General features: G+C 69.1%; 4 protein-coding genes. 1 reads left to right on the forward strand and 3 read right to left on the reverse strand.

The window, feature by feature from the left end; translation table 11 throughout:
• A partial coding sequence (locus P3G67_RS36385) for a type I polyketide synthase (RefSeq protein WP_449343263.1) occupies positions 1 to 21,407 on the reverse strand: 21,407 nt, incomplete at its 3' end.
• A 223-nt stretch (positions 21,408 to 21,630) separates the two neighbouring features.
• Between P3G67_RS36385 and P3G67_RS29640 the strand changes: the two genes are divergently transcribed.
• Positions 21,631 to 22,752, forward strand: coding sequence for a nucleotide disphospho-sugar-binding domain-containing protein (locus P3G67_RS29640; RefSeq protein ID WP_276096237.1), 1,122 nt, complete (start codon positions 21,631 to 21,633; stop codon positions 22,750 to 22,752).
• A gap of 102 nt (positions 22,753 to 22,854) precedes the next feature.
• Here the strand turns inward: P3G67_RS29640 and P3G67_RS29645 are convergent, their stop codons facing one another.
• Together P3G67_RS29645 and P3G67_RS29650 are read right to left on the reverse strand one after the other, a co-directional pair.
• The gene (locus tag P3G67_RS29645) at positions 22,855 to 24,417 is read right to left on the reverse strand and encodes a PH domain-containing protein (protein WP_276096238.1); all 1,563 of its coding nucleotides are present in this window, start codon (positions 24,415 to 24,417) and stop codon (positions 22,855 to 22,857) included.
• Complete coding sequence (locus P3G67_RS29650) at positions 24,414 to 24,905, reverse strand: PH domain-containing protein (protein ID WP_269859257.1); 492 nt, start codon at positions 24,903 to 24,905, stop codon at positions 24,414 to 24,416. The genes P3G67_RS29645 and P3G67_RS29650 overlap by 4 nt, the downstream gene beginning before the upstream one ends.
• Positions 24,906 to 25,015: the final 110 nt, after the last annotated feature.

The raw sequence follows: 25,015 nt of genomic DNA on the forward strand, positions 1-25,015 counted from the left end.
CCCTTGGCCGACAAGACCACCGGCACAACCGGCCAGGTAGCCCCTTGCTCGGCGGGGACGTCCACCTCGGGAGCCTGCTCGATGATCGTGTGCGCGTTGGTACCGCTGATACCGAACGAGGACACACCCGCCCGGCGCGGACGCCCCGTCCGCGGCCACGGCTGGGACCGCGTCAGCAGCGACACAGCACCCTCGGACCACTCGATCTTCCGCGACGGCTCATCGACGTGCAGGGTCTGCGGCAACACACCATGCCGCATCGCCATCACCATCTTGATCACACCAGCAACACCAGCCGCCGCCTGCGTGTGACCGATATTGGACTTGATCGACCCCAGATAGAGCGGCTGGTCCCCAGCACGCCCCTGACCATAAGTGGCGATCAACGCCTGCGCCTCGATCGGATCACCCAGCGTCGTACCCGTGCCATGCGCCTCAACAGCGTCAACATCCGACGTCTTCAGCCCGGCGGCGGCCAACGCCTGCCGGATCACGCGCTGCTGCGACGGCCCGTTCGGCGCCGTAAGCCCGTTACTCGCACCATCCTGGTTGATCGCACTACCACGCACGATCGCCAGCACGGGATGACCATTGCGCTTAGCGTCGGACAACCGCTCAACCAGCAGCATGCCAACGCCCTCACCCCACCCCGTACCATCCGCCGCCTCAGCGAACGACTTGCACCGACCGTCCACCGACAACCCACGCTGACGACTGAAGTCAATGAACGTCTCCGGCGTGGCCATCACCGCCACACCACCTGCCAACGCCATCGAGCACTCACCGTTCCTCAGCGCCTGCGCGGCGAGGTGGAGTGCTACCAGCGAAGAGGAGCAGGCGGTGTCAATGGTGAGCGCGGGTCCCTCAAGTCCGAGGGTGTAGGCGACACGGCCGGAGGCGATGCTGCCCGCGTTTCCGGTGCCGATGTACCCCTCGACGCCCTCGGGGAACTCGGCCAGGCCCGCGAGGTAGTCGTGGTACATCACACCCGCGAACACACCAGTACGGCTGCCACGCATCGTGGCCGGATCAATACCCGCGCGCTCGAACGCCTCCCACGACGTCTCCAGCAGCAACCGCTGCTGCGGATCCATCGCCAACGCCTCACGCGGCGAGATACCGAAGAACGCCGGATCGAACTCCCCCGCACCATGCAGGAACCCACCCTCACGCGTGTACGACGTACCCGCGTGATCCGGATCCGGGTGATACAACCGCTCCAGATCCCAGCCACGATCAGCCGGGAACCCGGAAACACCATCCCCACCCGAGACCACCAACTGCCACAGATCCTCCGGCGACTGCACACCACCGGGGAACCGGCAACTCATCCCCACGATCGCGATCAGATCGTCCTCGACCACCGACGCGACCGCACCACCCACCGCGACCAGCGCGTCCGGCTCATCCGCGCCCACCAACTCATCGCGCAGGAACCGAGCCAAATCCGCAGGCGTCGGATAGTCGAACACCAACGTCGCCGGAAGCCGCAGCCCCGTGACCGCCTTCAGATCGTTGCGCAACTCCACCGCCGTCAGCGAGTCGAAGCCCAACTCCTTGAATGCCCGGCCTGCTTCGACCGCCTCCGGTCCGGCGTAGCCCAACACGGCAGCGACGCGAGCGCAGACCATCTCGACCAGGGTGCGATCCCGCTCGGCCTGGTCCATGCCGACGAGTCGCTGCGCCAGCGAGTTGCCGTCAGTAGCGGCCGCCGCCTCAACGACACGGCGTATCGGCGTCCGTACCAGGCCGCGCAACAGCGCAGGCACGACGCCGGTCGTTGTGGCCTCCGCGCGCAGGGCGGCGAGGTCGAGCCGCATCGGCAGCAGCACGGCCTGGTCCACCGCGCCGGCGGCGTCAAACAGCGCCAGGCCCTCCGCGGAGGACAGCGGAGCCACCCCACCTCGTGTGATGCGTCGCAGGTCCACCTCGTCCAGGCTGCCGGTCATGCCGCTGGCCTGCGCCCAAAGACCCCACGCCAGCGCGGTCGCCGGAAGACCCTGCGCACGCCGCTGCTGAGCCAACGCCTCCAAGAACGCGTTCGCCGCCGCGTAACTCCCCTGCCCCGCAGCACCAAACGCCGCAGCCGCACCGGAGAACAACACAAACGCCCGCAGATCGAGATCCCGCGTCAACTCATGCAGGTTCAGCGCCGCATCCACCTTCGGACGCAACACCCCATCCACCCGCTCCGGCGTCAACGACGAAATAACACCGTCATCCAACACACCTGCGGCATGCACCACACCCACCAACGGACGCTCCACCGGAACCGAACCCAGCAGATCCGCCAACGCCTCCCGATCGGCCACATCACATGCCACCAACGCCGCCTCGGCGCCCAACGCATCTAGCTCGGCGAGCAGTTCGGCAGCGCCTGCGGCGTCCGGGCCGCGCCGACTGGTCAACAGCAGGTGCCGTACACCGTGCTCGACCACCAGATGCCGGGCGACCAGACCACCCAGGGTCCCCGTGGCACCGGTGACCAGCACCGTGCCCGCACCATCGAAGACAGCCGACGCCGTCTCGCCCTCACCCACCGGCACACGAGCGAGCCGCGGCGCACGCACCACACCCCCGCGCACCGCCAACTCCGGCTCATCCAGCGCCAGCAGCCCCGGATCCACACGCAACGCCGAATCATCAAGGTCCAACAGGACCAGACGGCCGGGATTCTCCGACTGCGCCGAACGGAACAACCCCCGCGCCGCCGCGAACGCCAGATCCCGAACCCCCTCACCCGGAACCGCCTCAACAGCACCCCGAGTCACCAACACCAACCGCGAACCAGCGAACCGCTCATCCGCCAACCACTCCTGAACCAACCCCAACACCCGATGCGTGGCAAAACGCACCGCATCAGCGGAAGCGAAGGCATCGGACGCGGAATCCTGCGCGACGCAGTCGATCAGCACAGTGCTGGGAGCGGACGACGCCCCGGACGCAACGCCCTCGACCAGGCCCGCCCAGTTCTCCGGACTGACCACCACAGCCCACTGGTCGTTCGAGACCTCCCGAGCAGCGGGCACCGGAACCGGGGTCCACTCCAGCTGGAACAGCGACTCATGGTGCCCGGCACCCGCCGCGGCCCGTACCTGCTCAGCGGACGCCGCACGCAGGGCCACCGAGTCGACCGACGCCACCAACTGGCCAGCACCATCAGCCACCAGCAACGACACCGCACCCGGCCGCAACTCGGTAAGCCGCACCCGCAGCGTCGACGCACCCACCGCGTACAGCGAGACACCGCTCCACGCGAACGGCAGCAGCGCCCCGGAGTTCGCCTCCGCCGAGTCCTGGGCCAGGCCTAGCGAGTGCAGTGCGGCGTCCAGGAGTGCCGGGTGCAGACCGTACTGGCCCGCCTCGTCCCACGCCTCCTCCGGCAACGCCACCTCAGCGAACAACTCACCACCACGACGCCACACCGCACGAAGCCCACGGAACACCGGCCCATACTCCAGACCAGCCTCCGCCAACTCCCCATACAAACCCTCAACGGCAACCGGCACCGCATCCCGCGGCGGCCACACCACCAAACCACCATCAACCGGCGCCACACCAGGAACCAGCACACCAGTGGCATGCCGCACCCACGGCTCACCCGCCAACGCATCACGCCGCCGCGAATGCACCCCGAACACCCGACGACCCGACGCGTCCGCAGCCTCAACCACCAACTGCAACCGCACACCCACACCAACAGGAAGCACCAACGGCGCCTCCAACGTCAGCTCCTCAAGCCGCTCCGCCCCCACCCGCACACCAGCATGAACCGCCAACTCCACAAACGCCGTACCCGGCAACAACACCGAGCCCAACACCACATGATCCGCAACCCACCCACGCGAACCCGCCGACAACACACCCGTGAACAGGAAACCACCACTGTCAGCCAACCCCACCGCAGCACCAAGCAGAGGATGACCAGCAGCACCCAAACCAACCGACTCCGGGTCACCGCTCGGCAAGGCGGCGGTGTCGGGCCAGAAGCGCTGCCGCTGGAAGGCATACGTGGGCAACTCGACCCGGCGCGCCCTGGTCCCGGTGAAGTAGGAGGTCCAGTCAACGGCTATGCCGCGGGCGAAGGCATGCGCAAGGGCAGTGGTGAGCGATTCCGCCTCGGCGCGGTCGCGGCGGAGCACCGGTACGAACGCCGCGTCCTCGGCCGTGACGCACTCCTGCGCCATCGCCGACAACACACCATCCGGCCCCAGCTCAACGAAGGTCGTGACGCCCTCGGCCTCCAACACCCGCACACCGTCCAGGAAACGCACCGCCTCACGGACGTGACGCACCCAGAAGTCAGGGCTGGCGATCTCCTCCGCCGACACCACAGCACCGGTCAGGTTCGACACGATCGGGATCCGCGGAGCCTCAAACGACAGACCCGACGCGACCTCGCGGAACGCCTCCAGCATCCCGTCCATATGCGGCGAGTGGAACGCGTGGCTGACGGTCAGCCGCTTGGTCTTACGACCCCGCGCCTCAAAACCAGCCGCGATCTCCAGAGCCGCAGCCTCATCACCCGCGATGACAACCGACGTAGGCCCGTTGATCGCGGCAATGCTCACGTCCTCGACCAGCAGCGGGACGACCTCGTCCTCGGCCGCCTGGACCGCCACCATGGCGCCGCCGCCAGGCAGTTCCTGCATCAGACGGCCGCGTGCGGCCACCAACGCACAGGCATCATCCAGCGACAACACACCAGCCACATGGGCAGCGGCCAACTCACCGATCGAGTGACCAGAAAGGAAGTCGGGCTTGAGGCCCCACGACTCCACCAACCGGAACAGCGCCACCTCAACCGCGAACAACGCAGGCTGCGTATAAGCCGTCTGATCCAGCAACGCGGCCTCGGCCCCGAACAGCACCTCATACAAAGGCCGCTCAAGATGCGCGTCCAACACCGCGCACACCGCATCCAACGCATCCGCGAACACCCGATACGAGCCATACAACTCACGACCCATACCAAGCCGCTGGCTGCCCTGCCCCGTGAACAGGAACGCCAACTTGCCGCTGGCCAGGACGCCTTCAACCACACCCGAAGCGCTACGGCCCCCGGCCAGCGCCTCCAGGCCGCTCAGCAACCCGTCCCGGTCTCCGGCGACCACGGCCGCACGACAGTCCAGCCCGGCACGGCCGGTGGCGAGCGAGTAGGCGATGTCAACAGAAGCCAGCTCGGACTGCGCCGAGATGTGCGAGTGGAGGCGTTCCGCCTGCTCCCGGAGCCCTTCCGCACTCTTGGCCGACAGCACATAGGGCAGCGCGGGGAACTCGGTGGCGTCATCGGTCGTGACCTCGTCGTCCGGTTCCGGTGCCTGCTCGATGATCGTGTGGGCGTTGGTGCCACTGATGCCGAACGAGGACACACCAGCGCGGCGCGGCTGTCCGGTTTCCGGCCACGGCACCGAGTCGGTCAGCAGCGAGACCGCACCCGCCGACCAGTCCACATGCGGCGTCGGCTCATCCACGTGCAGGGTCCGCGGCAACACACCATGCCGCATCGCCAACACCATCTTGATCACACCAGCGACACCAGCCGCCGCCTGCGTGTGCCCAATGTTGGACTTGATCGAGCCCAACCACAACGGATGCCCCTCGGCCCGGCCCTGGCCGTAGGTCGCCAGCAGCGCCTGCGCCTCGATCGGGTCGCCCAGCGTCGTACCCGTACCATGCGCCTCAACAGCGTCAACATCCGACGCCGAAAGACCAGCCGACGCCAACGCCTGCCGAATCACCCGCTGCTGCGACGGCCCGTTCGGCGCCGTAAGACCGTTACTCGCACCATCCTGGTTGATCGCACTACCACGAACCACAGCCAACACGGGATGACCATTGCGCTGGGCGTCCGACAACCGCTCAACCAGCAGCATGCCAACACCCTCACCCCACCCCGTACCATCCGCACCCGCCGCGAACGCCTTGATGCGACCGTCCGCCGCAAGGCCCCGCTGACGGCTGAAGTCGACGAAGTTCTCCGGCGTGGTCATGACGGTCACACCGCCGACCAGGGCAAGCGAGCATTCGCCGTTGCGGATCGCCTGTGCCGCCCAGTGCAGCGCGACCAGCGAGGACGAGCAGGCCGTGTCGACGGTGACCGCCGGGCCTTCGAGGCCGAAGACATAGGCGATACGGCCGGAGACCACGCTGGCCGCGTTGCCGGTACCGAGGTGGCCCTCAAGGCCCTCCGGGGCCTTCATCAGTAGCGAGAGGTAGTCCTGGCCGTTGGTGCCGATGAAGACACCGGCCTGGCTGCCGCGGAGGGTGTCGGGGTCGATGCCCGCACGCTCGAAGGCCTCCCAGGAGGTCTCCAGCAACAGCCGCTGCTGCGGATCCATCGCAAGGGCCTCGCGCGGACTGATCCCGAAGAACGACGCGTCGAACTGGGCTGCGTCGCCGAGGAATCCGCCTTCACGGGTGTAGGTCTTTCCGGCCTGGCCGGGGTCCGGGTCATACAGCGATTCGACGTCCCAGCCGCGGTCGGTCGGGAACTCGGAAACGGCGTCCTCGCCGGAGACAAGAAGTCGCCACAACTCCTCGGGTGACCGCACTCCCCCCGGGAAGCGGCAGCTCATCGACACGATCACGATCGGATCGTCGTCGACGGCCCCCGTGGCAACGGCCGGAATCGCACCACGGACGGAGACGTCCGAGCCACCCAACAACTCATCGCGCAGATAGCCCGCGAGAGCAGCGGCTGTCGGGTAGTCGTAGATCAGCGACGCCGGAAGTCGCAGTTCGGTGGCCGCGCCAAGACGGTTGCGCAGTTCGACGGCGGTCAGCGAGTCGAAGCCGAGTTCCCGGAACGCGCGACCCGCCTCGACGTCGTTCGCGCCGTCGTGCCCCAGCACCGCCGCCACCTGCGTACGGACCAGATCCAGCAGTTCCTTTTCGCGTTCGGCCTCGGTCAGCCCGGCCAACCGCTCGGCCAGCGAGGTGGATTCGGCGGCCGAGCTGCGGAGGCTCACGGCCGCAGCCGCCGACGCCGAAATAGATCCGGTGCTGCGCAGCTCCGCGAACAGGTTGCTGCGCCGCGCAGCCGTCATCGCGGGAATGAAGAGGTCCCAGTCGATGTCGGCGACGGTGACCGTCGCGTCACCGTGTTCGATGGCCTGCCGCAGGGCACGGATGGCCAGGGCCGGTGCCATCGGCGGCATGCCTTCGCGCCGGAGCCGCCGCTCAAGCACGGTGTCTGCGGCCATGCCTCCGTCGGCCCACGGCCCCCAGGCCACCGACGTGGCCACCAGGCCGGCGGCTCGCCGCTGTTCGGCGAGCGCGTCCAAGTAGGCGTTCGCGGCGGCGTAGTTGGTCTGGCCCGCGCCGCCGATGGTGCCGCTCATGGAGGAGAACAGCACGAACGCCGACAGGTCGTGTTCACGGGTGAGTTCGTGCAGGTTCAGCGCGGAGACTGCCTTCGCGCGCAGCACGGTTTGGAACCGCTCGGCGGTGAGTGCGTCCAGTACGCCGTCGTCCAGCACACCCGCGGTGTGCAGCACGGCGGTCAGCGGATGCTCGGCCGGGATGCCGGCCAGCAGCTCCGCGAGCGCGTCGCGGTCGGCGGCGTCGCAGGCCGCGATGGTCACCTGCGCGCCCGACGCGGTCAACTCGGCGTGGAGTTCGGCCGCGCCCGGAGCGTCCATGCCCCGGCGGCTGGTCAGCAGCACGTGCTCGGCACCGTTACGCACCAGCCAACGGGCCACCTCGGCACCCAACGCACCCGTGCCGCCGGTGACCAGCACCGTGCCCTGCGGCTGCCACGTCGCGGCGCTGGACGTCGTACCGCGTCCTGCGCGTACCAGCCTGCGCCCGAAGACACCGGAGGCACGCACCGCCACCTGGTCCTCGCCACCCAGACCCGCCAGTACGTCGACCAGGCGCCCGGCAGCGCGCGCGTCCGGCGCCTCGGGCAGGTCGACCAGACCGCCCCAACGCTCCGGGTACTCCAGCGCGACGCCCCGGCCGAAGCCCCAGACCGCCGCCTGGTCGACATCACGCAGCCGGTCGGACACCGCTGTGGACACCGCGCCCGACGTCACGCACCACAGCGCACCGGTGACTCCGGCGTCGTCCAGTGCCTGCACCAGCGTGGCGGAGGCGGTCAGACCGTACGGGCCGTCCAATGCCAGTAGTGACAGCACACCGTTTACCGGTTCGGTTTCGGTGAGGCGCGTTGCCAGTTCGGAACGGGTTATGTGGGCGGCGTCGATGCTGATCTGCTTGACGTCGACGCCCTTGGTGGACAGGGCCTGGGTGATGGTGGTGACCAGTTCGTCGTCGGCCTTGGCGGTCGGGACGACGAGCAGCCAGGTACCGGTCAGTGCCTGCGTGGGACGGTCGGTCACCGGCTTCCACGTCACCCGGTAGCGCCAGCCGTCCACCACCGACCGCTCACGCTGCTGCCGACGCCACGCCGACAACGCGGGCACGACGGCACTCATCGGCTGGTCCGCGTCCACCTCCAACTCGGCCGCGAGAGACGGCCAGTCGTCGCGTTCCACGGCCTCCCAGAAGCGGGCGTCGACGGTGTCGGCGGCGGGCGCGGCGGCCTGGGCCGTGGGGCTCTCCAGCCAGTAGCGCTGACGCTGGAAGGCATACGTGGGCAGGTCCACCCGGCGGGCGCCGGAGCCGGTGAAGTACGACTTCCAGTCGACCGGGACACCGTTGACGTGCGCCTGGGCCAGTGCGGTGGTCACCGTTTCCGGCTCGGGGCGGTCCCGCCGCAGCACGGGCACGAAGGTCGCGGCCTGCGACGTGACACAGTCCTGGGCCATCGCCGACAGCACGCCGTCCGGACCGAGTTCGACGTAGGTCGTTACGCCTTCGGCCTCCAACGCCCGTACGCCGTCGAGGAAACGGACGGCCTGGCGCACGTGGCGGACCCAGTACTCGGCGGTGCCGATCTCCTCTGCGGTGACCAGCGTGCCGGTAAGGGTGGAGACGATCGGGATGCGCGGGGCGGCGAACGTCAGCCCCGACGCCACCTCGCGGAAGGCGCCCAGCATCCCGTCCATGTGCGACGAGTGGAACGCGTGGCTGACAGTCAACCGCTTGGTCTTACGCCCCCGCGCCTCGAGCCCAGCCGCGATCTCCAGAGCCGCAGCCTCATCACCCGCGATCACCACCGACGTAGGCCCGTTGATCGCCGCGATGCTCACGCCCTCGACCAGCAGCGGCGCAACCTCGTCCTCCGCAGCCTGGACCGCCACCATCACGCCGCCACCCGGCAGCTCCTGCATCAGACGACCACGAGCGGCCACCAACGCACAAGCATCATCCAGCGACAGAACACCAGCGACATGCGCCGCAGCCAGCTCACCAATCGAGTGCCCGGCCAGGAAGTCAGGCTTCAGCCCCCACGACTCCACCAACCGGAACAGCGCCACCTCAACCGCGAACAACGCAGGCTGCGTGTAGGCAGTCTGGTCCAGCAGGCCGCCGTCGGCTCCGAAGATCACATCCCGCAGCGGTACTTCGAACCGTTCACACACCGCGTCCAGGGCTTCGGCGAAGACCGGGTAGGTCGCGTAAAGCTCGCTGCCCATCCCGACGCGCTGGCTGCCCTGCCCGGTGAACAGGAACGCCACCTTGCCGCCCACCGGCGAGCCCTGCACCACACCAGCGGCCTCACGCCCCTCAGCCAGAGCGTCCAGCCCGGCCAGCAACACCTCACGCTCGTGGGCAACCACCACCGCACGGTCCTCGAAAACCGAGCGGCCAACCGCCAACGAGAAACCAACATCAACCACACCAGCCTCGGCCTCGGCCAGCACATGGTCGCGAAGACGCCGCGCCTGATCACGCAACGCATCCCCACCCTTGGCCGACAAGACCACCGGCACAACCGGCCAGGTAGCCCCTTGCTCGGCGGGGACGTCCACCTCGGGAGCCTGCTCGATGATCGTGTGCGCGTTGGTACCGCTGATACCGAACGAGGACACACCCGCCCGGCGCGGACGCCCCGTCCGCGGCCACGGCTGGGACCGCGTCAGCAGCGACACAGCACCCTCGGACCACTCGATCTTCCGCGACGGCTCATCGACGTGCAGGGTCTGCGGCAACACACCATGCCGCATCGCCATCACCATCTTGATCACACCAGCAACACCAGCCGCCGCCTGCGTGTGACCGATATTGGACTTGACCGCCCCCAGATAGAGCGGCTGGTCCCCAGCACGCCCCTGCCCATAAGTGGCGATCAACGCCTGCGCCTCGATCGGATCACCCAACGTCGTACCCGTGCCATGCGCCTCAACAGCGTCAACATCCGACGCCGAAAGACCAGCCGACGCCAACGCCTGCCGGATCACCCGCTGCTGCGACGGCCCGTTCGGCGCCGTAAGACCGTTACTCGCACCATCCTGGTTGATCGCACTACCACGCACGATCGCCAGCACGGGATGACCATTGCGCTTAGCGTCGGACAACCGCTCAACCAGCAGCATGCCAACGCCCTCACCCCACCCCGTACCATCCGCCGCCTCAGCGAACGACTTGCACCGACCGTCCACCGACAACCCACGCTGACGACTGAAGTCAATGAACGTCTCCGGCGTGGCCATCACCGCCACACCACCTGCCAACGCCATCGAGCACTCACCGTTCCTCAGCGCCTGCGCGGCGAGGTGGAGTGCTACCAGCGAAGAGGAGCAGGCGGTGTCAATGGTGAGCGCGGGTCCCTCAAGTCCGAGGGTGTAGGCGACACGGCCGGAGGCGATGCTGCCCGCGTTTCCGGTGCCGATGTACCCCTCGACGCCCTCGGGGAACTCGGCCAGACCCGCGAGGTAGTCGTGGTACATCACACCCGCGAACACACCAGTACGGCTGCCACGCATCGTGGCCGGATCAATACCCGCGCGCTCGAACGCCTCCCACGACGTCTCCAGCAGCAACCGCTGCTGCGGATCCATCGCCAACGCCTCACGCGGCGAGATACCGAAGAACGCCGGATCGAACTCCCCCGCACCATGCAGGAACCCACCCTCACGCGTGTACGACGTACCCGCGTGATCCGGATCCGGGTGATACAACCGCTCCAGATCCCAGCCACGATCAGCCGGGAACCCGGAAACACCATCCCCACCCGAGACCACCAACTGCCACAGATCCTCCGGCGACTGCACACCACCGGGGAACCGGCAACTCATCCCCACGATCGCGATCAGATCGTCCTCGACCACCGACGCGACCGCACCACCCACCGCGACCACCGCGTCCGGCTCATCCGCGCCCACCAACTCATCGCGCAGGAACCGAGCCAAATCCGCAGGCGTCGGATAGTCGAACACCAACGTCGCCGGAAGCCGCAGCCCCGTGACCGCCTTCAGATCGTTGCGCAACTCCACCGCCGTCAGCGAGTCGAAGCCCAACTCCTTGAACGCCCGGCTGGAGTCCACAGACTGGGATCCGGTGTAGCCGAGCACCCCGGCCACGCTGCGCAGGACCAACTCCAGCAGCTCGCGGTCCTGTTCGACCGACGGCAGGCCGGCCAAGCGCTGTCCGAGCGAGCTTCCGCCATCGCCCCCGCCCGCATTGGCCACCCGGCGTATCGGCGCTCGCACCAGGCCGCGCAACAGCGGCGGTACGGTGCCCGTGGCCGTGGCCTCGGTACGCACGGCGGCGAGGTCGAGCCGCATCGGCAGCAGCACGGCCTGGTCCACCGCGCCGGCGGCGTCAAACAGCGCCAAGCCCTCTTCCGACGAGAGCGGGGCCATGCCGTCACGCGTGATGCGTCGCAGGTCGACCGCATCGAGGTGTCCGGTCATGCCGCTGGCCTGCGCCCAAAGACCCCACGCCAGCGCGGTCGCCGGAAGACCCTGCGCACGCCGCTGCTGAGCCAACGCCTCCAAGAACGCGTTCGCCGCCGCGTAACTCCCCTGCCCCGCAGCACCAAACGCCGCAGCCGCACCGGAGAACAACACAAACGCCCGCAGATCGAGATCCCGCGTCAACTCATGCAGGTTCAGCGCCGCATCCACCTTCGGACGCAACACCCCATCCACCCGCTCCGGCGTCAACGACGAAATAACACCGTCATCCAACACACCCGCGGCATGCACCACACCCACCAACGGACGCTCCACCGGAACCGAACCCAGCAGATCCGCCAACGCCTCCCGATCGGCCACATCACATGCGGCCCACGTGACCTCAGCGCCCAAGTCGCCCAGGTCAGACGCGAGTTCGGCGGCACCCGGCGCCTCCATGCCACGACGGCTGACGAGCAGCAGGTGCCGTACACCGTGCTCGACCACCAGATGCCGGGCGACCAGACCACCCAGGGTCCCCGTGGCACCGGTGACCAGCACCGTGCCCGCACCATCGAAGACAGCCGACGCCGTCTCGCCCTCACTCACCGGCACACGAGCGAGCCGCGGCGCACGCACCACACCCCCGCGCACCGCCAACTCCGGCTCATCCAGCGCCAGCAGCCCCGGATCCACACGCAACGCCGAGTCATCAAGGTCCAACAGGACCAGACGGCCGGGATTCTCCGACTGCGCCGAACGGAACAACCCCCGCGCCGCCGCGAACGCCAGATCCCGAACCCCCTCACCCGGAACCGCCTCAACAGCACCCCGAGTCACCAACACCAACCGCGAACCAGCGAACCGCTCATCCGCCAACCACGCCTGAACCAACCCCAACACCCGATGCGTGGCAAAACGCACCGCATCAGCGTCAACGGGTGAAGCGGAGGTCGCGTAGTCGACCACAACCGTGCTCGGCACCGGGGAGCCGGAATCGACAGCCTCCATCAAGGCGGACAGGTCACCGGAGCTGAGCACTGCCCAGTCCTCGGCGAACAGTTCGGGTGTGCCGGGCACCGGGACCGGGGCCCACTCCAGCTGGAACAGCGACTCATGGTGCCCGGCACCCGCCGCGGCCCGTACCTGCTCAGCGGACGCCGCACGCAGCGCCACCGAGTCGACCGACGCCACCAACTGGCCAGCACCATCAGCCACCAGCAACGACACCGCACCCGGCCGCAACTCGGTAAGCCGCACCCGCAACGTCGACGCACCCACCGCGTACAGCGAGACACCACTCCACGCGAACGGGATGAGGGGACCGGCGTTCAGCTCGTCGAAGCGCTCGGCGCTGTCCACGCCGACGGCATGCAGTGCGGCGTCCAGGAGTGCCGGGTGCAGACCGTACTGGCCCGCCTCGTCCCACGCCTCCTCCGGCAACGCCACCTCAGCGAACAACTCACCACCACGACGCCACACCGCACGAAGCCCACGGAACACCGGCCCATACTCCAGACCAGCCTCCGCCAACTCCCCATACAAACCCTCAACAGCAACCGGCACCGCATCCCGCGGCGGCCACACCACCAAACCACCATCAACCGGCGCCACACCAGGAACCAGCACACCAGTGGCATGCCGCACCCACGGCTCACCCGCCAACGCATCACGCCGCCGCGAATGCACCCCGAACACCCGACGACCCGACGCGTCCGCAGCCTCAACCACCAACTGCAACCGCACACCCACACCAACAGGAAGCACCAACGGCGCCTCCAACGTCAGCTCCTCAAGCCGCTCCGCCCCCACCCGCACACCAGCATGAACCGCCAACTCCACAAACGCCGTACCCGGCAACAACACCGAGCCCAACACCACATGATCCGCAACCCACCCACGCGAACCCGCCGACAACACACCCGTGAACAGGAAACCACCACTGTCAGCCAACCCCACCGCAGCACCAAGCAGAGGATGACCAGCAGCACCCAAACCAACCGATTCGAGGTCCCCAGCACCCAGCGCCTCGATACCGGGCCAGTAGCGCTGCCGCTGGAAGGCATACGTGGGCAGGTCAACGCGGCGTGCACCGGTGCCCGAGAAGAAGGCCTCCCAGTTGACGGTCACGCCACGCACATGCGCCTGAGCGAGTGCGGCAGTCAGTGTCTCGTCCTCGGCGCGGTCGCGGCGGAGCACCGGTACGAACGCCGCGTCCTCGGCCGTGACGCACTCCTGCGCCATCGCCGACAACACACCATCCGGCCCCAGCTCAACGAAGGTCGTGACGTTCTGAGCCTCCAGGGCCTGGATGCCGTCCAGGAACCGCACGGTCTCCCGAACATGCCGAACCCAGAACTCTGGCGAGCAGATCTCGTCGGCGGACACCATGGTGCCGGTGAGGTTGGAGACGATCGGAATGCGGGGAGCCTCATACGTCAGCCCCGCGGCCACCTCGCGGAAGGCGTCCAGCATCCCGTCCATATGCGACGAGTGGAACGCGTGGCTGACGGTCAACCGCTTGGTCTTACGACCCCGCGCCTCGAGCCCAGCCGCGATCTCCAGAGCCGCAGCCTCATCACCCGCGATCACCACCGACGTAGGCCCGTTGATCGCCGCGATGCTCACGCCGTCCACCAGCAGCGGAGCAACCTCGTCCTCCGCCGCCTGGACCGCCACCATGGCGCCGCCGCCAGGCAGTTCCTGCATCAGACGGCCGCGTGCGGCCACCAACGCACAGGCATCATCCAGCGACAACACACCAGCCACATGGGCAGCGGCCAACTCACCAATCGAGTGACCAGAAAGGAAGTCAGGCTTGAGGCCCCACGACTCCACCAACCGGAACAGCGCCACCTCAACCGCGAACAACGCAGGCTGCGTATAAGCCGTCTGATCCAGCAACGCGGCCTCAGCCCCGAACAGCACCTCATACAAAGGCCGCTCAAGATGCGCGTCCAACACCGCGCACACCGCATCCAACGCATCCGCGAACACCCGATACGAGCCATACAACCCACGACCCATACCAAGCCGCTGGCTGCCCTGCCCCGTGAACAGGAACGCCAACTTCCCATCCGTGGGCGATCCCTCGGTGACCCCGCTAGCGCCGCGTCCCTCAGCCAGCGCCTCCAGAGCCCTCAGCAGCCCGTCCCGGTCACCGGCAACCACGGCCGCGCGGCGGTCCATGGCCGAACGCGTGGTCGCCAACGAGTAGGCGATGTCGATCAGCTCGGCGGATGACTCATCCGCAGCCCACGAACGCAGTCGCGCCGCCTGTGCGCGTAGTGCGTCCTCGTTCCTGCCGGACAGCACCATCGGCACAACCGGCAGTGCAGCGGGTGCCTCGGCCGGAGCACCGGTGGTAGCGGCCTGCTCGATGATCGTGTGGGCGTTGGTGCCACTCAGGCCGAAGGCCGAGACGGCCGCGCGGCGCGGCTGTCCGGTTTCCGGCCACGGCACCGACTCGGTCAGCAGCGAGACCGCACCCGCCGACCAGTCCACATGCGGCGTCGGCTCATCCACGTGCAGAGTCCGCGGCAACACACCATGCCGCATCGCCAACACCATCTTGATCACACCAGCGACACCAGCCGCCGCCTGCGTGTGACCAATGTTGGACTTGATCGAGCCCAACCACAACGGATGCCCCTCGGCCCGGCCCTGGCCGTAGGTCGCCAGCAGCGCCTGCGCCTCGATCGGGTCGCCCAGCGTCGTACCCGTACCATGCGCCTCAACAGCGTCCACATCCGACGCCGAAAGACCAGCCGACGCCAACGCCTGCCGAATCACCCGCTGCTGCGACGGCCCATTCGGCGCCGTAAGACCGTTACTCGCACCATCCTGGTTGATCGCACTACCACGAACCACAGCCAACACGGGATGACCATTGCGCTGGGCGTCCGACAACCGCTCAACCAGCAGCATGCCAACACCCTCACCCCACCCCGTACCATCCGCACCCGCCGCGAACGCCTTGACCCGACCGTCCGCCGCAAGGCCCCGCTGACGGCTGAAGTCGATGAAGGCTTCGGGGGTGGACATGACGGTGATGCCACCGGCCAGCGCCAGTTCGCACTCGCCGTTGCGCAGTGCCTGTACGGCCAGGTGCAGTGCGACCAGCGAGGACGAGCAGGCGGTGTCGACGGTGACCGCCGGGCCTTCGAGGCCGAAGACGTACGAGATGCGGCCGGAGACCACGCTCGCGGCGTTACCCGTGCCGAGGTGGCCCTCAAGGCCCTTCGGCGGGGATGTGATCAGCGAGGCGTAGTCCTGGCCGTTGGTGCCCGCGAAGACACCCGTGCGGCTGCCGCGCAGCGCGGACGGGTCGATGCCCGCGCGCTCGAAGGCCTCCCACGATGTCTCCAGCAGCAGCCGCTGCTGGGGATCCATCGCCAGTGCCTCGCGCGGACTGATGCCGAAGAACTCGGCGTCGAACTGGTCGGCGTCGTAGAGGAAGCCGCCATGGCGGACGTAGGAGGTGCCCTGCTGGTCGGGGTCGGGGTTGTAGAGGCGGTCGAGGTTCCAGCCACGGTCGGTGGGGAATTCGGCGATGGCGTCCTCGCCGGAGACGAGCAGTCGCCACAACTCCTCGGGCGACCGTACGCCGCCCGGAAAGCGGCAGCTCATCGCCACGATCGCGATGGGGTCGTCCTCGACGGCCGCGACCGAAGCGCCCGGGAGCGCGCCGCTCGCGGCGGTGTCCGCTCCCAGCAACTCGTCGCGTAGGTAGGCCGCGAGGGCGGAGGCGGTCGGGTAGTCGTAGATCAGTGTTGCCGGTAGGCGAAGTTCGGTCGTGGCGCCCAGTCGGTTACGCAGTTCGACAGCTGTCAGGGAGTCGAAGCCGAGTTCCCGGAACGCGCGATCCGCTTCCACCGCGTCGCGGCTGCTGTGGCCGAGTACCGTCGCGACCTGGGTGCGGACCAGGTCGAGGAGTTCGCGGTCCTGTTCCGCCGAGGTGAGGCCGATGAGCCTTTCGGTGAGAGTGGTGGCGGCGTTGGCGTCGGTGATGACCCGGCCGGTGGTGGCGAGGGCGCTCTGTACCTCGGGCAGGTCCGCGATGAGCGGATTGGGCCGTACGGCGGCCGTCTCGCGAGCGTAGCGATCCCAGTCGATGTCGGCGACGGTGACCGTCGCGTCACCGTGTTCGATGGCCTGCCGCAGGGCACGGATGGCCAGGGCCGGTGCCATCGGCGGCATGCCTTCGCGCCGCATCCGGCGCTCCAGGGAGTCGTCGGCCGCCATGCCGCTGTCGGCCCAGGGTCCCCAGGCAACCGAGGTGGCGGGCAGGCCGTCGGCACGCCGCTGCTCCGCGAGGGCGTCCAACACCGCGTTGGCGGCGGCGTAGTTGGCCTGACCTGCCGCGCCGAGGGTGCCGCTGACGGAGGAGAAGAGGACGAACGCCGAGAGTTCGTGTTCACGGGTGAGTTCGTGCAGGTTCAGCGCGGAGACCGCCTTGGCGCGCAGCACGGTTTGGAACCGCTCGGCGGTGAGTGCGTCCAGTACGCCGTCGTCCAGCACGCCCGCCGCATGCACCACGCCGGTCAGCGGGTGCTCGGCCGGAATGGTGCCCAGCAGCTGCGCGAGCGCGTCGCGGTCCGCCGCGTCGCACGCCGCGATGGTCACCTTGGCGCCGGTGGCCGCCAACTCGGCTTCCAGCTCGGCCGTCCCGGGAGCGGCCTTGCCCCGGCGGCTGGTCAGCAGCACGTGCTCCGCGCCGCTTCCGACCAGCCAGCGGGCCACCTCGGCGCCCAGCGCACCCGTACCGCCGGTGACCAGCACCGTGCCGTGCGGGGTCCAGGGCTGGGCGTTGCCGCCTTCGGCGCGGGTGAGGCGGCGGCCGAAGACGCCGGAGGCGCGTACCGCGACCTGGTCCTCGCCGTCGAGGCCGGCGAGTACGGCGGTCAGGCGTGCGGCGGCCCGTTCGTCCACGGTTTCGGGGAGGTCGACCAGGCCGCCCCAGCGTTCGGGCAGTTCCATGGCGGCCACCCGGCCCAGGCCCCATATGGCGGCCTGCGGTACGGCGTGCACACGGTCGGAGCGGACCACGGAAACCGCGCCGCGGGTCGCGCACCACAGGGGTGCGTCGAGGCCCGCGTCGCCGAGTGCCTGGAGCAGGGTGGCGGATGCGGTCAGGCCGTTGGCCTCGTCGAGGGCGAGCAGGGACAGGACGCCGTCGGCGGTGCGGTGTTCGGCGAGTTGCTCGGCCAGTTGGGGGCGGGTCGCCTCGGCGGGGTTGATGTCGAGGCGGTGGACGGTGGTGTCGGGCTGGACGGTCAGGGCGGCCAGCACGGCGTCGATCACGTCGGTGTGACCGGTGGCGGGGGCCAGCACGAGCCAGGTGCCGTGCGGGGTTCGGGCGCTGGATTCGGCGAGCGGCTTCCAGGTGGCCTTGTAGCGCCAGCCGTCGACCACCGAGCGGTCGCGCTGCTGCTGGCGCCAGGCCGACAGTGCGGGCAGCACCTCGGTCAGTGGCTGGTCAACGCTGACCGCGAGTTCGGCGGAGAGCGAGTCGAGGTCCTGGCGCTCCACGGCCTCCCAGAAGCGGGCGTCTCCGGGCTCAACACCGTTCGCGGCTGCGCGGGTTGTGGTGCTGTCCAGCCAGAATCGTTCGCGTTGGAAGGCGTAGGTGGGCAGTTCGATCCGCTGCGCCCCGGTACCGGCGAAGACCTCGGCCCAGTCCACGGCCCTGCCCCGGACGTGTGCCTGGGCGACGGTGATGGTCAGGGTCTCCGGTTCGAAGCGGTCCCGGCGCAGTACGGGCAGGAACGCGACGCCGGTGGCGGTGACGCACTCCTGGGCCATGGCGGACAGCACGCCGTCCGGGCCGAGTTCGATGAACGTGGTGACGCCCTGCCCCTCCAACGTCCGTACGCCGTCGAGGAATCGGACGGCTTCCCGGACGTGCCGCACCCAGTACTCGGGCGAGCACAGCTGCTCGGCGGTGGCGGTGGTTCCGGTGAGGGTGGAGACGATGGGGATGCGCGGCGGCTGGTACTCCAGCACCTGTGCCACACGGCGGAACTCGGCGAGCATGCCGTCCATGTGTGGCGAGTGGAAGGCGTGGCTGACCGTGAGGCGCTTGGTCCTGCGGCCCTGTGCCTCGAAGTGCGCGGCGATGTCCAGCGCCGCGTCCTCGTCGCCCGCGATCACGGTCGACGTGGGACCGTTGACGGCGGCGATGTTGACCCGGTCGGTCAGCAGTGGGCCGACCTCGTCCTCGGATGCCTCGACGGCCACCATGGCGCCGCCGCCCGGCAGTTCCTGCATCAACCGGCCGCGGGCGGCGACCAGCGCGCAGGCGTCCTCCAGCGAGAGCACGCCCGCCACGTGGGCGGCGGCCAGCTCGCCGATCGAGTGGCCGGTCAGTACGTCCGGCCGCACTCCCCACGACTCCAGCAGCCGGAACAGCGCCACCTCGACGGCGAACAGCGCGGGCTGGGTGTAGGCGGTCTGGTCGAGCGGTTCGGGGTCGTCGCCGAACAACACGTCGAGCAGCGGCAGTTCGAGGTGCTCGTCCAGGTACCAGCAGGCGTCGTCCAGAGCGTCGGCGAACACCGGGTAGTTGTCGTACAACTCCCGTCCCATGCCGAGGCGTTGGCTTCCCTGGCCGGTGAACAGGAACGCGGTGCGGCCCGCTACGGGGGCGCCGGTCACGACGGACGGCGTCGGCGTGCCGTCGGCGAGGGCGCGCAGGGCGTCGATGAAGGCGGGGCGGTCGTCCGCGACGAGCACCGCGCGCTGCTCGAAGGTGGCCCGGGTGGTGGCCAGTGAGAAGCCGATGTCGACGGTGCGATGCTCCGGCTCGGCGGCGAGTCGGGCGTGCAGCAGCTCGGCCTGCGCGCGCAGGGCGGCCGGGGTCTTCGCCGACAGCACCCAGGGCAGTACGGCGGGTGGCGCGGCCGGTGCGGTCGGCTCCGGGGTCTTCGTGTCGTCGGTGGGGGCCTGCTCGATGATGGCGTGGGCGTTGGTGCCGCTCATGCCGAACGAGGACACACCGGCCCTGCGCGCCCGGCCGGTGTCCGGCCAGTCGCGGCTCTCGGTGAGCAGTTCGACGGCGCCCGCGGTCCAGTCGACGTGCGGGGTCGGCTCGTCGATGTGCAGCGAGCGGGGCAGTACACCGTCCCGCATCGCCATCACCATCTTGATGACTCCGGCGACGCCGGCGGCGGCCTGGGTGTGGCCGATGTTGGACTTCAGCGAGCCCAGCCACAGCGGCTGGTCATCGGGGCGGTGCTGGCCGTAGGTGGCGATCAGCGCCTGCGCCTCGATGGGGTCGCCGAGGCGGGTGCCGGTGCCGTGGGCCTCGACCACGTCCACATCGGCGGCGGACAGACCGGCGTTGGCCAACGCCTGGCGGATGACGCGCTGTTGGGAGGGACCGCTGGGAGCGGTAAGGCCGTTGCTGGCGCCGTCCTGGTTGATGGCGGTGCCGCGGACGATGGCCAGCACCGGGTGGCCGTTGCGCCGTGCGTCGGACAGCCGCTCGACCAGCAGCATTCCGGCGCCCTCGCCCCAGGCGGTGCCGTCGGCGGCGGCGGCGAACGGCTTGCAGCGGCCGTCGGGGGCCAAGCCGCGCTGGCGGCTGAAGGCGATGAACGAGCCGGGGTTGGCCATGACCGCCACTCCACCGGCGAGCGCCATGGAGCACTCCCCGCTGCGCAGAGCCTGTACGGCCAGGTGCAGCGCGGCCAGTGAGGAGGAGCAGGCGGTGTCGACGGTGACGGTGGGGCCCTCGAAGCCGAAGGTGTAGGCGATGCGACCGGAGGCGACGCTGGCCGCGTTGCCGGTGACCAGATAGCCCTCGAAGCCCTCTTCCGCCTCGTGCAGGCGCGGGCCGTAGTCCTGGGTCTCCTGGCCCACGAAAACGCCGATCTGGCCGCCGCGGAAATGCGCGGGGTCGATGCCGGCGCGTTCGAACGCTTCCCAGGAGGTTTCCAGCAGCAGCCGCTGCTGCGGATCCATGGCGAGTGCCTCGCGCGGTGAAATTCCGAAGAACGCCGGGTCGAACTGGTCGGCGTCATGCAGGAATCCACCCTCGCGGGCATAAGTGGTGCCCGGCCGGTCCGGGTCCGGGTCATAGAGTCCGGCGAGGTCCCAGCCGCGGCCGGACGGGAATTCGGTGATGGCGTCGACGCCGCGCAGCGCGATGTTCCACAGGTCTTCGGGGGACCGTACGTCGCCGGGGTAGCGGCAGCCCATACCGACGATGGCGATGGGCTCGTCGTCGGCGAAGGCGGCGGCCACCACCGGAAGCGTGTCGTCCGCGGTCAGGCCGAGGATCTCGGCGCGAAGTTGGCGGGCCAGCTCGACGGGGGTGGGGTAGTCGAAGGCGAGGGTCACCGGCAGCCTCAGTCCGGTGCCCGCGGTCAGTCGGCTGTGCAGGTCGACCGCGGCGAGCGAGTCGAATCCCAGCTCGAGGAACGGGCGGTGGGGGTCGAGGTGTTCCGGTGCCGAGTCACGCAGCGCGGCGCGGACCAGGGTGTCCAGCCAGTCGAGCAGCGCCTGTTCCTGCTCGTCCGCGGGCAGCTCGGCGAGCCGCTGCCGCCAGGACGAGACATCGACGGCGGCGTCCGCCGCCGTGTCGGGACCCGCTACGTCAGGACCCAAGCCCTTCACGTCGCTGCTTTCGGGCGTGAAATCCTCGGATCCACTCATCAACGCGCTCCATTACCGTGACAGACAGAATCCAACGACCATTTCGCAGCCTGTCATGGAGCACAGCCCTTAAGTAACCCCTCCAAACCCCCTATTCACCCCTATCCGTTGGGCCTGGGCACGCGCCTTGACGGGCTTTGGGGGACCCGATGAGAATGCGCTGGGCAAGCAGGAAAAGTCAAGAATACCGACTGCATTTCGCGCAGTCCGAAAGGAGCGCGTAGCGATGCGCGTGTTGTTCGTCTCGTATCCGGCCATCGGTCATGTTTTCCCCACGGTTCCGCTGCAGTGGGCGCTGCGGGCCGCCGGTCATGAGGTGCTGGTGGCCACCGGAAGCTACGGGCTGGAAGTCGCCAACGCCGGGCTGCATGTGGCCGATGTGGCGCCGGGTCTGGAACTGGAAAGCTTCTTCCAGGGGACCGTTCCGGAGCTGCTGGAACGGGTGCGCAGGCCGGAGGGCCCGGACCCGATGGCAGGTATCCAGCTGTTCGCACACCTCAACGACCATCTGACGGACGGCATCGTCCGCACCGCCGAGGCGTTCCGCCCGGACCTGATCGTCTACGAGCAGATCTTCGTGTCCGGTCTGATCGCCGCCCAGAAGCTCGGAGTTCCCGCCGTCCAGCACAACTTCGGCTTCGCGCGTGGGGGTGACATCCGCGCGCTGACCGTCGCCCAACTCACCGAGACCATGCGGCGACACGGCGTGGACAGCGTGCCGGAGCAGGTGCGCACCATCGACATCGCGCCGCCGAGCATGGCCGAGCCCGAGCCGCTCGGCTGGTCGATGCGGCCCGTGCCGTACAACAGCGGTGCGGTGCTGCCGGACTGGGTGCTGGACAAGCCGGAGCGGCCGCGTATCGCCGTGACGCTGGGGACGGCATCGGTGCACGTCACCGGTCTTGGGCCGGTGCAGCGGCTGCTGGCCGCGGCACCCTCGGTGGACGCGGAGTTCGTGCTGGCGCTCGGCGAGGTGGACACCAGCGCGCTGGGTGAACTGCCGTCCAACGTACGTGTCGTGGGCTGGGTGCCGCTGACCGTGCTGATGCAGACCTGTGTCGGCGCCGTGCACCATGGCGGTGCGGGCACCACGCTGGCCGGGCTGAACGCCGGTGTCCCGCAGATCATCCTGCCGGACGGTGCGGACCGGTTCGTCAACGCCCAGGCGGTACACGACCGGGGCGCCGGGATCAGCGCCACCGCCGAGGACCTCGACGTGGAGCTGCTGCGGCGGCTGGTGTCCGACGAGAAGCTGCGCACCGCGGCATCCGAGGTACGGGAGGAGATCGCCACCATGCCTTCTCCGGCGGCGCTGGTGGAGCGGCTGGTCGAGCTGGCCGCGGGTTGAGCCGCGGGAGACAACAGAACACTGGCAACGCTTAGAAGTGGGGGGCGACGGTCAAGTCGCCCCCCACTTCCCGGGGGTTGGGACAGTTGGTCTGTGTGGGGCTCAGCGGTGCCTGCGGTCCCGCCGGTGGGTGGGCACCCGCTCCAGGAACGGGGCGAGCAGGTTCGGCACCGCCTCCTCGGCGAATGACAGCCCCTCGGCCACGCTCACGTCGCGGACCTTGTAGCAGTGCTCACCGGCCGATGTGGTGGCGCCCAAGGTGAGCAGCCCCGAACGGCGTTGGAAGAACGAGCGGGAGATGTTCCAGCCGATGATGCCCTCCCGCTGCAGGGCCACCGTGCGGTGCGCGAAGGTTCCCGAGCGGGTCACCATGTACTGGCCGCGCATGCCGTGCCCGAGGGTGCGGTACGCGTCGTACGCCAGCGCCACCGTGACCGGCACCAGCACCACGGCGGTGGCCACGGCCGCGTAGAGCAGTGTGGTGGACAGCCACAGGCCGAGGGCCGCCAGCGGGATGGTGATCAGCGCGGTGACCGTCAGCGCGCGGTTGATGCGGCGGCGCAGGGCGATGCGCGGGTGCGGCCTGAGGTCGGTCAGTGAGGTCGGCGACTCGGACTCGGACAGTACGTCGGCGGCGACGCGCAGCGCCTCGGCACGTGGCACCGGCGGCGTGAGCATCCGGCGCTTGCGGTTCTCGTCCCGGTCGCCCAGGCCGCTGGCCACCGCGTTGAGGCGGGCGCCCCCGGCCCAGCGCAGGAACATCGTCTCGCCCAACTCCACACCGCGCAGCCGCCGTTCCTCGATGGTGACGGAGCGGGTCACGAGCAGTCCGCGCAGTACCCGGAAGGTGCCGCCGTCCTCCCGCTCAAGCCGGTAGCCGTACCAGCCCTCGGTGAAGGTGGCGGTGGAGAAGATGGCACCGAGCACCACGACGATCAGCAGCGTGACCAGGATGCCGAACCACAGGGGTACGGATCCGTAGTGGGCCTCGATGGACTTGACGAACCCGAGTTGCAGCGGGTCGATCTTCATCTCGTGGAGCGTGCGGTACGCGGTGCCGACCGCGGCCAGCACACCGCCGACGCCCCAGATGGTCAGCGGCGCGTAGCGGATCCAGGACCAGTCCAGGTCGGCGATCGGGCCGTCGTCCTCGGACGCCGCGACCTGCACGGCGTCCCTGCGGCTGAGCAGCCGTTGCCGCAGTTCGGCGGCCTGGGCCTTGCTGACGCCGTCCAGGGTGAGCTTGCGGCCCGCGGAGTAGGTCTGTTCACCGGTGCCGATCCGCAGCGAGGTGAGCCCGAAGACGCGGTGGACCGGGTTGGCGGTCAGGTCGACACTGCGGATGCGGTCCAGCCGTATCGCCCGGTGGCTGCGGAACAGCAGTCCGGAGCGCAGTTCCACGCGGTCCTCGGTGATGCGGTACCGGGTGGTCAAGTACCGCATCATGCCGATGCCGGTCACCACCAGGAAGGTGATGAGCAGCGAGCCCAGGGTGATCAGGGCCTGGAGGTTGAGATTGCCGCCGGTGGCCACCAGGGTGCCCGCCCAGGAGGCGAGCGGGGCGCACAGCAGGCTGGCATGCACCAGGATCAGCCGGGCGTTGAGCCGTTCCCACCCGGGGGTCGCGGCGTCCGTGCGGGGCCGGGCCGGGGCGCCGGCGCTCATGTCGCGTCTCCGGGAGTGGCCTGGGTGTACTTGGTGAGGTGCTCCACCACGTCGGCGGCGACCCGGTGGTCAAGTCCCTTGATCTTGACGGCGCCAGAGGCCGAGGCGGTGGTCACGGTGATCCCGGAGAGCCGGAACATCTGCTGGAGCGGGCCGCGCAGCGTGTCCACCGTCTGGATCCGGGACAGCGGCACCACGCGCCACCGCTGCCACAGCCACCCGGACGCGGCGTACACCGCGTCGTTGGTGGTCTCCCAGCGGTGGACGCGGTAGCGCCAGGCGGGCATCACCAGCATGTAGGCGAGCCCGGGGACCAAGGTGATCGCCAGGCACCAGCCGAACCAGGTCCTGGCGGGCGGGATGAACAGATAGAGCACCGCGAACACGATCGGCAGCGGCAGCGCGAAGATCGACGACTGCGTGGTCCACCAGGCGACGGCGCGGCGCTCGACGCGGTTCCGAGGCGGACGGAGCCTCACATCATCCATTGCGTTCCACTGCTTCCACTTGAGCTCCTACTAAGTTCCCTTGCGATGTCGGCCTGGTCCGCCCCCTGGTCCGGCCGGGGCCCCGGGGTGGCCCCCGGGGATGCGGTAAC

Source organism: Streptomyces silvisoli (assembly GCF_029269905.1).
Lineage (GTDB): Bacteria > Actinomycetota > Actinomycetes > Streptomycetales > Streptomycetaceae > Streptantibioticus_A > Streptantibioticus_A silvisoli_A.